Origin of the sequence: Bradyrhizobium sp., assembly GCF_019244115.1 — a bacterium.
In the GTDB taxonomy this organism is placed as follows: Bacteria; Pseudomonadota; Alphaproteobacteria; order Rhizobiales; family Xanthobacteraceae; genus Bradyrhizobium.
Genome location: NZ_JAFATE010000804.1, coordinates 14890 through 28043, shown reverse-complemented (window position 1 = coordinate 28043; position 13154 = coordinate 14890). Strand labels below are relative to the sequence as shown.

Here is a 13154-nt window from a genome sequence, read left to right as displayed (position 1 = left end):
CGTGGCATCGTTGCGACAGGCAATTATCCCACAGCCAACCATCCGCTGCTTGCGTCACTGCAAACGGACACTCCGCAGGCATCTCTACGAGCCTCCACGAAAACGTCGATATCAATCGATGCCCGTGCTATCTTAACGCCTATGGGGCATTCCCTGCGCCCTCTCAGTCGAGAGGGACATGCATGACCCATCACTCGGGCGCAGATTGCGCCGCGAGAATATCGGCGGCTGCGCATTCGTGCTCATTCATGGGCTGAGCGGAAATGACGCGCGGACGCTAGGTTCGCACTGTCGCGACGGCAAATTTCCACGCCGGTTCCGCGCGAACCGGCTAACTTTAGCTGGCTGCATCACCCAGGCATCGACCATGGGCTCCTCGAATTTGCTGCGCGCCGGCGTGCTCGGCGCGATTCTGCTGGTTGCGAGCAGCCTCTTCGCGAATGAGGCCCCGGTCGCGTTCGGGACCCGCGGCGGAGACGCGTGGAGCTTTGCCAAGTCCGTCGATGTCGCCGTTCCGGCGCGCCGCTGCGACCATGTCGCCATCAGCTCGCCGATCGCGACCCATGTCCTGCGCGCGGGAAGGAGATATGTTCGCGCCCGGCTCGCGCTGCAGCCGGGCAACAATCAGATCAGGGCCGAATGCCGGGCGCGTGACGTCGTGCGTGGCGAGGCGCGGCAGAACTGGCAGGTGCGGCTCCGCAATGCACCGACGGCATCGATCCGCATTTCTCAGCGCGGCGCCGGCCTGACCCTGGATGCGCATCGGAGCGCGCCGGCGCCGGTGCGTCCCGCCACGATCACCCGCTATGAATGGCGGACAGGTGACGGCACTCCCGTGGCGCTCGCCGGGCTGCCGGCGCGCGGTCCGCGCCTGGCTCTGTCAGGGTCCGTACCGGACGGGGAGTACAAGGTGACACTCGACGTCACCGACGCTGTCGGCCGCACCGATGAAAGTACCGTCCTGCTTCGCTCGCAGGATCACGTGCTGCGTGGCGTCGATCGCGAACACGACCATGCCGGCTGGATCGATCGCGCCGTGGTCTATGGCGTCATTCCACAGCTGTTCGGATCGCGCGGTCTCGCCGACGTGACAGCGCGGCTCGATCAGCTCTCCGATCTCGGCGTGACCACCCTCTGGCTCTCGCCGCTGATGGCAAGCCCGCCCGGCGATTTCGGCTATGCCGTGACCGACTATTTCCGCCTGCGACCCAGCCTTGGAAGCGAAGCGGACCTCCACGACCTGATAAAGGCCGCCCATGCGCGCGGCCTGCGCGTGATTTTCGATTTCGTGCCGAACCATCTGTCGGATCGAAACGCCTATTTCACCGACACCGTCGCGCACGGCCGCGCCTCGCCCTATTTCGACTTCTTTGCCCGCGACCGGGGCGGACATGCCGAACATTACTTTGATTGGATCAATCTCGCGAACCTGAATTATGCCAATCCGGAGGTGCAGCGCTTCGTCATCGAAGGCTTTGCCTACTGGGTCCGAGAATTCGATGTGGACGGTTTTCGGGTTGATGCTGCCTGGGGGCCGAGGCAGCGCGCGCCGGAGTTCTGGCCACGCTGGCGCGCCGAATTGAAGCGCATCAAACCCGATCTGCTGCTGCTCGCAGAGGCGTCCGCGCGCGATCGCTATTACGGCCGGCACGGGTTTGATGCCGCCTACGACTGGACCGACAAGCTTGGCGAATGGGCCTGGCAAAAGCCATTCGATGACGAAGCGAATACGGCGCGCGAGCTGCGTTCCGCGATCGAGACCTCAACTTCCGCGGCTCTCGTCTTCCGCTTCCTCGAAAACAATGATACCGGGCCGCGTTTCCGTTCGCGCTACGGCCTTGATCGGACGCGCATCGCCGCGGCCATGCTGCTTACGCTGCCGGGAATTCCCTGCCTGTACACCGGAGAAGAAATCGGCGCAGCCTATGAGCCATACAAGGGCTTTGGGCCGATCATGTGGGAAGACGTTGACCACCTGCGCGGCTGGTACCAGCGGTTGATCGCGCTGCGGCGCGACCACCCCGCCTTGCGATCGCGCGATATCCGCCTGCTCGATGTCGCACCGGAGCAGAACGTACTTGCCTATGTCAGACCGGGCAAAAAACCATCTGACAGCATTCTGGTGATCCTGAACTATGGCGCGAAGCCGGCTGTTGTGGCGCTGGGGGGCGATGCTGCCGGGTCGACGCAGGCGAGGACATTCGTCGATTTGCTGAACGGGGAAGAAGTCCGCCCGGAGGGTTCAGGCATTGCCATTGCGGCGCGGAGCGTCCGCATCTTGAAGGCAGGATGACGAACTGTGGGACCTTTCCTGTTCCGCCACAGGGAACAGGCAGGGGTTCGCCGGCCGTTACGAAACCGCTAGGACGTAGAGGAACGGAGCCATGGAGCGAGCGGTTGATGGACGCAACGTGAGAAACGACGGGGCGAAAGGAGGCTGGCCATGAGCCGGGAGAAACCGAATGAGGATCCGCGCGAGCGATCGGACAAGCGCAACTTCAGGCAGACCGACGAGCCTTGGAAGAAGCCGGTCGAGAAGGAACAGAGTCCGAAGGGCGCGCCAAAGCCCGACCTCGAGAAGTGGCATGAATCGGACACGCATTGAAGCGCCGTCGAGCGCGGTGGTTTCCGGACTTGCCTCGCGGTTGAAGGGCGAACGCGGTTGAAGGCGGAACTGGTCGAAAGTGGAGGATTGCGATGAAGGTTGCTGATGCGATGACGGGCGTCGTTCAACTTTGCACGCCGGAGGACACGGTGAGGGACGCCGCGGAAGCGATGGCCGAGCTCGATGTCGGGCTGCTACCGGTTGCCCAGGGTGACCGTCTGGTCGGAATGATTTCGGATCGGGACATCGCCATCCGCGCGGTCGGCAATGGCCGCGGGCCGGACACCAGGATCGGCGAAGTCATGACGGAGGACGTAAAGTACTGCTTTGATGACGAGGAACTCGAGCAGGTATCCTGGAACATGGGCGACATTCAGGTGAGGCGGCTGCCGGTGCTCAATCGCCAGAAGCGGCTGGTCGGCATCATCTCGCTGGGCGACATCGCGCGCAGCCAGGCCGGCGATGCGACCGCAGCCTCGCTGCACGAGATTTCGCGGCCCGGAGGCCAGCATACGCAGGGGCGCTGAACAGTGAAGCGCCGCATGGCGCAAACAGAATCAGACTGCGACCGGTGGAGGTCGAGATGCAAAATGAATTTCCGAAACCGCCATTTCCGGGCCAGACTCAACCGATGCCCGGCTCGACCTCAAAAATGAATCCGCGCCCGGATCACGGCGAGACAACTTACAGGGGATCGGGCCGGCTGAGCGGCAAGAAGGCGATCATCACCGGCGGCGACAGCGGGATCGGGCGGGCGGTCGCAATCGCGTACGCGCGCGAAGGCGCAGACATCCTGATCGCCTATCTGAACGAGAACGAGGATGCCAGCGAAGTCGAGGAACTGATCGAGCAGGAAGGCCGCAAGGTGGTCCTGGTCCCCGGTGATCTGCAGGATCCGGATCATTGTCGCGCGGTCGTTCAACGTGCGGTCGACGAACTCGGCGGGGTCGACATTCTGGTGAACAATGCCGCGCATCAGGCGACCTTCAAGGAGATCACAGACATCAGCGACGAGGAATGGGAGGCGACCTTCCGGACGAACATCCATGCGATGTTCTACTGACCAAGGCGGCGGTACCTCACATGAAGCCGGGCAGCGCCATCATCAACACCGCCTCGGTGAATTCCGACATGCCCAATCCCATATTGCTGGCCTATGCCACGACCAAGGGCGCGATCCAGAATTTCACCGGAGGGCTTGCGCAGATGCTAGCCGACAAGGGCATCCGCGCCAATGCCGTCGCGCCAGGGCCGATATGGACGCCGCTCATTCCCTCGACGATGCCGGAACAGGCCGTCAAGAATTTCGGAACGCAGGTCCCGATGAAACGGGCCGGCCAACCGGTCGAACTCGCAACCGCTTATGTGATGCTCGCCGATCCGCTTTCGAGCTACACGTCGGGGACCACGGTTGCCGTCACCGGCGGCAAGCCGTTCATTTGACCCGGATTGGAGGCAACATCGCAGTCGAGCTGTGGCCGCAGGCTGCGCATCAGGTATTCGACTTCGTCGCTAGCCGATCACCGCAATGCGCATCTTGAATGTCCTGTGGCTATCTTTCGTGTGCGAGATTGAGTGGATTCGGCGAAAATCGTCGGACCTTTCGTGTGCTGCCACCGCTGGGTGCGGAAGCCGCGCGGTCGGCCATGCGAAGCGTGAAATAGGCGACCGTCGCCGCCAGCCCGTCCTTGAGCGTGACGCGGGGGCGCCATCCGAGCCATTGCTCGGCCGCCGCGATCACCGGCTTGCGCCGTTTCGGATCATCCTGCGGCAGCGGCTTGAATTGGAGCCGCGAGAGCGAATTGGTGCAGGCCAGCACCTCGCGTGCAATGGCTTCGATGGTGATTTCATGCGGATTGCCGAGATTGAACGGGCCCGTGACCGCAGGTGGCGATTCCATCAGCTTTTCCAGGCCGCGGACCAGGTCATCGACGAAGCAGAAGCTTCTGGTCTGCTTGCCGGTTCCGTAGATCGTGATCGGCCGGCCGTGCAAGGCCTGAACGATGAAATTGGAAACGACGCGGCCGTCATCCTCGAGCATGCGCGGCCCATAGGTGTTGAAGATGCGCGCGACCTTCACCTCCAGTCCGTAGACGCGGCGATAGTCGAAGATCAGCGTCTCGGCGGCGCGCTTGCCTTCGTCATAGCAGGCGCGCGGCCCGGTCGTGCTGACGCTGCCGGCATAGGATTCGGGCTGCGGGTGGATTTCCGGATCGCCATAGACCTCGCTGGTCGAGGCTTGCAGAAACCGGCAGGACTTTTTGCGGGAGAGTTCGAGCAGATTCAGTGCGCCAAGCACGTTGGTTTTCATCGTGCCGATCGGATCGCGCTGGTAGTGTCTCGGGGAAGCCGGACAGGCGAGATTGTAGATACGGTCGATGCTGCCATCGATGTGCAGCGGCTGGCGGATGTCGTGCTCGATGAACTGAAAATTCGGATGGTTGAGCAGCGGCCGGACATTGCGCATCGAGCTGGTCGAAAGGTTGTCGGCGCAGATGACGGCGTCGCCTCGCTGCAGCAGCAGATCGCACAGATGCGAGCCGATGAAGCCGGCGCCTCCAGTGATGAGATTGCGGTGGACCGGCCGGCCGGAGCGCGCGTGGGCGATGGAAAATTGTACCGTCATGAGGACATCTCGGTCGCAAAGATTGCGTGGCTCGTCGATTGTTTTCGTGTGGTGCTGCGACGCCTGGCGATCGCTTCGAGATAATGGGTCTCCAGTTGCTGCGCACGATGACCGGGCGTGTGATCGCGCGCGATCCGCCGGCGTGCGTTGTCCGCGATCGAGAGCCGTCTGTCCTCGGGCAGGTCGCTTAGGATCTGGATGACCTCGTCGGGACCGGAGGCGAGCAGCATTTCGGTCGAGGGTTCGAGGATGGTTTCGATGCCGGGCCAACGGTCCGAGATGATCGGTGTGCCGCATGCGGCAGCTTCGAACAAGCGCACGCTGGGAGAAAATCCCAGCGCCCGCATGTCGGCGCGCGTGACGTTCAGCGTGTATCGCTGGTCCGCGTAAAACCGCGCATGATCGGACGGCGCCAGATGCTCGATGCGTTCCACATTGGCCGGCCAAACCAGGTCCTCGGGATATTTCGACCCCGCAACGACAAATCGGTCCGCCCCGAGCGCCCGCGCCGGATCGAGCAGGAGCTTCTGCAATTGCGGCTGACGATCTTCGCTATAGGTGCCGAGATAGCCCAGCGACCATCTGGTCTCACGGGGCCGCTGCGTAACGGGTTCCAGATCGGCGCTGCAATAGAGCGCGCGCGCCAGTGGACTGCCATAGACATCCTCGATGATCCCGGGCACCGGGCCACCTGCGAACGAAAGGTACAGATCGAAGCGAGGAATCAGCGCGGCCGAAATGTACTCAATCCCTCCCTGATCGAGGCCGGTCAGTGTGACGGGCGTGTCGATGTCGTAAAATGCGGTGACGCCCTGCGCGTGGCTCGTCACCCAATCGGCAATGGCGATGCCATCGGGCACGTAGGAGCCGATCATGACCAGATTGGCATCGCGGATCAGGGATCCGAACAGCCGCGGCAGGTCCGCAAGCGAGTGATAGAGTTTTACGTTCCAGCCCTGCGGCTCGGTCAGATCGCGATGATCGCGGTACCACGGCGCGTCGCGTTCGAGGAACGTGACGCTGTGGCCGCGCCGCGCGAGTGCTGCGAGCAGGGCGCGGTAGGTCGCGGCGTGGCCATTGCCCCAGGAGGAGGTGACCGAGAGTCCGATGACGACGACGCTGAGTTTCATTCGGCAGCCTCTGTTCTCATGCTCATGCCGGTGAGCAGGTTTTGAAATTGAAGGGCGCGGTGATGATAGGTGTGGCGGGCCAGGATCCGGCGCCGCGCGCGCCGAGCGATCTCGCGCGCGCGCTCGGTGTTGAGATGATCGAGCAGGTCAGCGACTTCGGCTCCGTCCGACGCCACCAGGACCTCGTCGCCCGGGTCGAGAAAATGCGCGATGCCGTCCCACGCGTCGGTGATCACGCAGGCTCCCGCGCCGACCGCTTCAAAAATCCGCGTCGGCGGTGAGAAGCCAAACCTCGCCATGCTGTCGCGATTGACATTCAGGGTGGCGAGCGCGGAGGCAAAGAAGGCGTTATGATCCGCCGTTCCCACGTGACCCGCTGCGCGGATGTTGAACGGCATTGGCTTGGTCTCCCAGCCGGAGCCGCCGAGCACGAAAGCTTTCGAAGGGCGGCGTTCTGCGACCGCCATGAAAAAGCGGTCGATCCGCGCTTCGCGGTCGGGCAGGCGATTGGCGAGCAGGCTGAGGTCGCAGGTGAACCGCGCCTGCGGCGGCACGGGAAAATGTGTCGCCGGATCGAGCGCGTTGTAGATCGGGATGCAGTCGCGGGCGCCGGCGGTCCGATAGGCCGAGGCGACCGGCTCGCCGCCGCCATAGGTCAGGACAATGTCGTAGTGAGGCAAGCATTGACGCAGATGATGACGCGGATTGGCAGCGATAGCGTCGAGTGTCGCCGGGGCATCCACGTCCCAAAAGATCCGGATCGCCTTCGAGCCCACGGCCACGGCCTTTTCCAGCTCGGTATCGAACACGCCGACGCCGCTCGCCTTGACCAGGATATCAGCGGATCGCGCGGCGTTCTCCAGCGCGCTTTGCCAGCCGGCGTCGGTGGCCGGATAGACCACGACCCTGGCCCACGAGGGATCGGCGATGTCGCGATGCGCCTGCCGTTCGAAGGCGTCGGGTTCATAGAACGTGATGTCGTGGCCGAGCGCAGCGATCTCCTTGAGCAGGCCGCGATAGTAGGTGGCAGCGCCGTTCCAGTAGGAGGAGACCAGGCTCGAGCCGAAGAAGCAGATCTTCATGACGCCGCTCCCTCATATTCGGCCTGTGTTGCGCTCAGTCGCACGCCCCGGATCTGCTCGACGATATCGAGAAGCTCCAGCACGCGGTGGGCGCAGGTGTGGTGTGTCAATACGGTTTGCAATCCGGCTTCGGCAGTCGCGGACGCCAGTTCCGGATCGTCGCGCAGCAGTTGCAATGCGCGCGTCATCTGCGCCGGATCGGCCGCGCGCAGATAGCTGCCGGGCGGAAACAATTCTTCGACGTCGTCCCATGGAGCGGAAACCAGCGGGATTCCGCAAGCCATCGCCTCGAACAGCCGGATCGTGGGAATCCCGGGCAGCGCGCGGGCATAGGGGGCGCGGGGAACATGGACTGTTGCGCGGGCCGCGGCAAATGCCTCCGGCGCGAGGTGCGCCGGCAGCCATCCGCCGAATTGGATGTTTGCGGCTGCGATGGTGCGCAGGGCGACCAGAGGGTAGCGGACACCATAGATCCGGGTCTGCAGGCCGAGCGCAACGGTCGGATTGATGAGATAGTCGACCAGCTCCGCGCCGCGCTCGCCGTCCCCCCAATTTCCAATCCAGACGACGTCGTGCTGGCGCTCGATCCGCGGCAGTGGATGGTACAATTTCGTGTCCGCCGCCTCGTGCCACGTGAAGGCCCTGTTCGCCCATCCCATCCGAAGATAGATCAGTCGCAACACCTCGCCGAAGGCGAGCACGCCATCGAAGCCATCCAGATCGAACTGTTCGACTTGTTCGGGCGCGGTGATGGCGCGATGGTGGGTGTCGTGAAAGAGCAGTGCAAAACTGCCGCCCTGCGTGCGCCGGCGGCCGATTCGCCGGACGAGATCTGGCGAATTCCACTCATGGACCACGACCAGATCGGCGGCATCGAGGGCTTCGTCGAGATCGAGCGAGCCGTCATATGCTCTGATATCGATGCCGGGAAAGAGCTGCGGCACTTGGGCGAGCACCTCCGTGCCGCCGTCCTGGATCGCGTTCAGGCGGCTCCATCCGTCGGCCGGTTCATAGACGATGACGTCGTGGCCGAGGGCATGCAGCTCGCGCGCGACGCCGCGCAGGAAATGCGCATTGCCGTTGTTCCAGCAGGACGTAAACGCATGATAGAACAACACGCACCTCATGCACAGACCTCGGCGGCAAGGGGGTGGGACGCAGCCTGACCGGAGGCGAGCAGGTCCTGGTAGATGGTCGCATACGCATCGACCATGCGCGCAATGGAGTAGCGATGCGAGCGTTCGCGGGCGGCACGCTGCAATTGTGCGCGTCGCCGATCGTCGGCGCACATCTCGGCGAGCGCATCATGCAGCGCGCCACGATCGGTCGGATCAACGAATATGGCGGCGCCGGTCCACAGCTCGCGAAAGGTCGCGATCTCGGACAGCACCAGTGCGCAGCCCGCGGCTGCGGCCTCGAGCACGGACAATCCAAACGGCTCGTACAAGGCGGGGCTTGCGAAAACTGCTGCACGCTGCATACGCTTTTGCAGCTCGGTGCGCGTCAGATTTCCCAATAGGACCCCGCCCACCGGCTCCTCGATCGCGCCGGGTCCGGCGACGAGCACGGGCCAGGCGAGCTCGCGTGCGGCCTCGGCCAGCGTCCGAAGGTTCTTGGCCGCGTCCCACATCCGTCCCGCAGCGAGGATGAAGGCCGACTTCTCCGGCAAGGAAGGAGCGGACGGACCGATGCCGTTCCAGACCACGTGACCCGGCGTGGCAGGCCGATAGATCTCATGAACCACATCGCGAAAAGCGGCGGTAGGGGAGACCCAGACTCGCGCGCTGTTCAGCCCTTGCACGGCCAACCGTGTGTAGTGCTGCCATTGCGGATCGCAGAGCCAATCGGTGTCATCGCAGGCCCGCGCCCAGGAGTTCACGCAGGAATGGGCCGCGAGGACAACGGACGCCTGCCATTCGAAATTCGCCTCGCGAAAGCTGTTGAGATGGACGATGTCAGGCCGAATCCGGCGCTCGAGATCGGCAAGACAGCGTCGTGCCGCAGGCAGGTCGTTGCCGTCGGGATCCTGCCATTCGAGCGCGAGATCGGTCTCGATCAGCTTCACCCCGGAATCGCCAAGCGCGGTCCGCTGATCGGCGCGTGGCTTCGGTCCGAGCGTGACCAAATAGACGTCCGCGCCGTTTTCCGCGAGCGCCGAACAGAGCGTGGTCGCGTAGGTCCACACCCCGCCCACCGCATCGGCCGTCATGAGGATCTTCATGTCGAACAGATGCTTCATCAGGCGACCTGCAGTTCCAAGGCGTTCAACGGCATCGGACGTCCTTCCTGCACGTCGCTGAACTGGTCGAACATCGAAAGGTAATGATGATGAGCCCGTTCCCAGGCGAAGTCGTCGGGCTCGCCCCAGAGCTTTCGGTAATCAGGCGAACCCGGATAGGGAAACAGCGGGACCGGATCGTTGGCCCAGACGCCGGCGTCCTGCATCCGGGCCCGCCATCGCTGCACGGAGGGATCGTCATCCTGCGGCATCTCGATCAGGTTGGCCTGCACGAACGGAACGTGGCGGCGCGCTTCGACGAGGCGGTCGGCAAGTGCGTCGGTGCTCATCCTGCAGTTCTTGGCAAGCGCCGCCCGTCCCTCCGGCGTCAGGCTCTCGACGCCGGCTTCGATCGAGACGCAGCCGGCGCGGCCGAGCAGTTCCAGCATGGCCGGCTTCCACAGGTCGATCCGGGTCTGAATGCCGAATTTGAGCCCGCGCGAGGTCAGTCCCTCGAGCAACTCCGTGTTCGGCAGAAAAATCTCGTCGACGAAATAGATATATTCGACCTGCTGGCGACGCAGGCTATCGACTTCCTGGAGGATCGAATCGACGGGACGCTTGCGATAATGGTTGCGAAAATTCTCTTTCGCGCAAAAGGTGCAGCTGTAGGGACAGCCGCGCGACGCCTCGACCTCCGCACCCGGACCGACCGGCTCGGCTTCGAACCGGTGATGGTGATGATGGTGACGGCGGATCATCTCCGCCGGCCAGACCAGTGGCGGCTGAGCGGCGAAATCGACGGCTTGCGGACCACCAGTGACACGGATTGCCTCGCCATCGCGCCAGGCAAGGCCGGCGAATTCGCGTTCGCCGTTGGCAATGCGCAGCAGCGCATGTTCGCACTCGCCCATCACGACGATGTCGGCCGCGAGCTTTCTCAGCGCGGTCCGGGGTGTCGTCGACCCGTGCGGGCCGACGGCGATGAGCGTCGCGAGGCCACCTAGCGCATGGGCAAGCTGCTGCGGGACGCGCAGCTCGGGTGGTGCGCAGCGCCAGAACAGATAGGTGGGCGCGGTCGTCACCACGACGAGGTCGGGGCGGAAAGCGCGCAGTTCGGCCTCGACGTCGGAAAGAGCGAGATCGAACATGTGGGCGTCCAGCAGCAGTGTCGGGTGGCCGGCCTGCGCAAGATGATGCTGAGTTATGCCGAGCTCCAGGGGCAGATGGGGCGAGCGGCATCCGAAATAAATGCTGCCGTCGAACTTCCAGTTCGGATTGATCAGGGCAACACGCGTCATGCGAGCGCCTCGCGTTTCCCGAGCGACAGTCCAAAGCGGCTTTCGAGCCACTGGTGCAGCGAGCCGAGCCCGTCGCGCAGGACGGTCCGGGGCTTCCAGCCGAAGGCGGCGGACAGCGCGCTGGTGTCGCTGACATACCAGGGCTGATCGCCGGGCCGCCAATCGGCGAAACTGTGCCGGACATGGATGCCGCAAAGCTCCGAGATGTGGTCGATCAGTTCGAGCAGGCTGACCGCATTCGAAGGACCGCCGCCGAGATTGAACACGCAGCCCGCGGCGCGCTCGATATTGTCGAGAACGGTGATCCAGGCCTCCGCGGCATCGCTGACATGGAGGGCGTCGCGAACCTGGCAGCCGTCGCCAAATATCGTAAGTGGCTCGCCCCGCAACGCCGAAAGCAGGAAATGCGCGATCCAGCCCTGATCCTCGGTGCCGAACTGCCTGGGGCCGTAGATGCAGCTCATGCGCAGCACCGCCGTCCGCAACCCGAAGACCCGCGCATAATCGCGGACATATTGATCCGCCGCTCCCTTTGAACAGCCATAGGGGCTGTAAAAATCGAGTGGCGTGGCCTCGGACACGCCGTTTGCAAGTGCGGGGCTCCGCGGGGCGTAGCGGCAGCCCACGCGTTCGATCGACGAATTTTCCAGCAGGCGGCCGTAGACCTTGTTGGTGGATGCGAAAAGCACAGGCGCCGTGCGGTTGTGCAGCCGAACCGCTTCCAGCACGTTGATGGTACCGCGCGCGTTGATCTCGAAATCGCCGAGTGGGTCTTCGAGGCTGTCGGTGACCGCAACCTGGCCCGCCAGATGCAGCGCGGCCCGGACGTCGCGAACGCTGTCGATCACGGTGATCGGATCGCGGACGTCGCCAACCATGATGTCGACACGATCGCGGTGCCGCGATTTCAGCCACTGCGCATTGTCCCGGATGCCGGCACGCGCGAGATTGTCGAGCACGATGATGCGATCGCCGCGCGCGGCGAGCCGGTCCGCAAGATTGCAGCCGATGAAGCCGCATCCGCCGGTGATCAGGATCGGCCTGCTGTCTGGGTTTGCCATCATCATGCAACCAGTCCCCTGCGCATCAGTTCGTCACTCGCCCTTTCCGCCTGGTCGTCGGCGATCTGATCGGCCAGATAGCCGGCGAGCTCATCGAGGCCGTCCTCGAACGTGACTTGTGGCGCGAAGCCGAGACGGGCGCGGCTCTTGCCGAGATCCGCGAAGCAGTGGCGGATGTCGCCGGCGCGGTATTTTCCCGTAATGGTCGGGGTGATCGCCGGACAGCCCATGACCCGCGCAAGATCATGCGCGACGGACAAGATCGAGCGGCTTTGGCCCGAACCGACGTTGTAGACGTCGCCAGTGTGGTGCGTCTCGAGTGCAAGCAGGCAGGCACGTGCCACGTCGCGGACATGGACGAAGTCGCGCCGTTGCAGCCCGTCCTCGAACACCAGCGGCGAGCGGGCGTTGAGAAGGCGCGCGGCGAAGATCGCCAGCACGCCGGTGTAGGGATTTGACAGCGCCTGACGCGGCCCAAATACATTGAAAAAGCGCAAGCCGACGGTCGGAATGCCGTAGGCTTTGCCGGTGATCAGGCACATCCGCTCCTGCGCGAATTTGTTCAGCGCATAGATCGAGCTCAGCGAAGGCGGCTTGGTTTCGGCCGTCGGCACCGGCTCCAGGGCGCGTCCATCGGCATCGAGCAGTTCCCATTCGGCCCGTTTCAACTGGCCAGCCGAGCGCTCGTCCGGCGACAGCATCGTGCCGTCCGCACCGCGGCAGGATCCTTCGCCGTACACGCTCATCGAGGAGGCAACCACGAGGCGTTCGACGGGATGCTTCGCCAGCACCTGCAGCAGCACCGCGGTCCCAAGCTCGTTGGTCCTGACATAGGATGCGATTTCGTACATGCTCTGGCCAACGCCGACGGCGGCGGCAAGATGGATCAGCATGTCGACGCCGCGCAGCGAACGCTCCACCGCGAACGCGTCGGTGACGTCGCCGACGATCAGTTCCGCATCAGCGTTCAGATAGGAGGGACGCCGACGGTAGGATCCGTGAACTTGCGGAGAGAGATTGTCGAGCAGCCTGACCTCGTAACCCGCGGCGAGCAGGACGTCTGCCGCATGCGAGCCGATAAATCCGGCACCTCCCGTAATCAGAACCCGTTTCATTCGCCGGCTCTCCTTC

The 13154-nt window shown here is 63.9% G+C and carries 11 protein-coding genes and 1 pseudogene; 4 read left to right on the top strand and 8 right to left on the bottom strand.

The genetic code is table 11. The annotated features are described in order from the left end of the window. The first annotated feature begins 367 nt into the window (after positions 1 to 367). From JOZ76_RS34180 to JOZ76_RS34165, 4 genes and pseudogenes are all read left to right on the top strand, one after another. On the top strand, positions 368 to 2293 hold the full coding sequence (locus JOZ76_RS34180) for an alpha-amylase family glycosyl hydrolase (protein ID WP_291705788.1): 1926 nt from the start codon (positions 368 to 370) through the stop codon (positions 2291 to 2293). A 150-nt stretch (positions 2294 to 2443) separates the two neighbouring features. Further along, positions 2444 to 2605, top strand: a complete 162-nt coding sequence (locus JOZ76_RS34175) for a hypothetical protein (RefSeq protein WP_291705787.1) — start codon at positions 2444 to 2446, stop codon at positions 2603 to 2605. Between the two features lie 92 nt (positions 2606 to 2697). Further along, positions 2698 to 3132: a CBS domain-containing protein gene (locus JOZ76_RS34170; protein WP_291705786.1), complete on the top strand. Its 435-nt coding sequence runs from the start codon at positions 2698 to 2700 to the stop codon at positions 3130 to 3132. A gap of 56 nt (positions 3133 to 3188) precedes the next feature. Continuing rightward, positions 3189 to 4048 (top strand): annotated as a pseudogene (locus tag JOZ76_RS34165) (SDR family oxidoreductase). Between the two features lie 109 nt (positions 4049 to 4157). On the opposite strand, the gene JOZ76_RS34160 reads toward JOZ76_RS34165, so the two are convergent. From JOZ76_RS34160 to JOZ76_RS34125, 8 genes are read right to left on the bottom strand one after another with little or no spacing between them, the layout of a single operon-like run. Further along, positions 4158 to 5231, bottom strand: a complete 1074-nt coding sequence (locus JOZ76_RS34160; protein WP_291705785.1) for a UDP-glucuronic acid decarboxylase family protein — start codon at positions 5229 to 5231, stop codon at positions 4158 to 4160. Then, positions 5228 to 6361 carry a CgeB family protein gene (locus JOZ76_RS34155; RefSeq protein WP_291705784.1) on the bottom strand — a complete coding sequence of 378 codons (1134 nt, stop codon included), beginning with the start codon at positions 6359 to 6361 and terminating at the stop codon, positions 5228 to 5230. The genes JOZ76_RS34160 and JOZ76_RS34155 overlap by 4 nt, the downstream gene beginning before the upstream one ends. Next, the gene (locus tag JOZ76_RS34150; protein ID WP_291705783.1) at positions 6358 to 7443 is read right to left on the bottom strand and encodes a CgeB family protein; all 1086 of its coding nucleotides are present in this window, start codon (positions 7441 to 7443) and stop codon (positions 6358 to 6360) included. Before JOZ76_RS34150 ends, JOZ76_RS34155 begins: the two co-directional genes overlap by 4 nt. Further along, the gene (locus JOZ76_RS34145) at positions 7440 to 8570 is read right to left on the bottom strand and encodes a CgeB family protein (protein ID WP_291705782.1); all 1131 of its coding nucleotides are present in this window, start codon (positions 8568 to 8570) and stop codon (positions 7440 to 7442) included. The genes JOZ76_RS34150 and JOZ76_RS34145 overlap by 4 nt, the downstream gene beginning before the upstream one ends. Continuing rightward, complete coding sequence (locus tag JOZ76_RS34140) at positions 8567 to 9682, bottom strand: glycosyltransferase family 4 protein (protein ID WP_291705781.1); 1116 nt, start codon at positions 9680 to 9682, stop codon at positions 8567 to 8569. Before JOZ76_RS34140 ends, JOZ76_RS34145 begins: the two co-directional genes overlap by 4 nt. Beyond that, positions 9682 to 10962, bottom strand: coding sequence for a TIGR04295 family B12-binding domain-containing radical SAM protein (locus tag JOZ76_RS34135; protein WP_291705780.1), 1281 nt, complete (start codon positions 10960 to 10962; stop codon positions 9682 to 9684). Before JOZ76_RS34135 ends, JOZ76_RS34140 begins: the two co-directional genes overlap by 1 nt. Beyond that, positions 10959 to 12029: an NAD-dependent epimerase/dehydratase family protein gene (locus JOZ76_RS34130; protein ID WP_441300151.1), complete on the bottom strand. Its 1071-nt coding sequence runs from the start codon at positions 12027 to 12029 to the stop codon at positions 10959 to 10961. Before JOZ76_RS34130 ends, JOZ76_RS34135 begins: the two co-directional genes overlap by 4 nt. Then, complete coding sequence (locus tag JOZ76_RS34125; RefSeq protein ID WP_291705779.1) at positions 12026 to 13138, bottom strand: NAD-dependent epimerase/dehydratase family protein; 1113 nt, start codon at positions 13136 to 13138, stop codon at positions 12026 to 12028. Before JOZ76_RS34125 ends, JOZ76_RS34130 begins: the two co-directional genes overlap by 4 nt. Between the last annotated feature and the right edge of the window lie 16 nt (positions 13139 to 13154).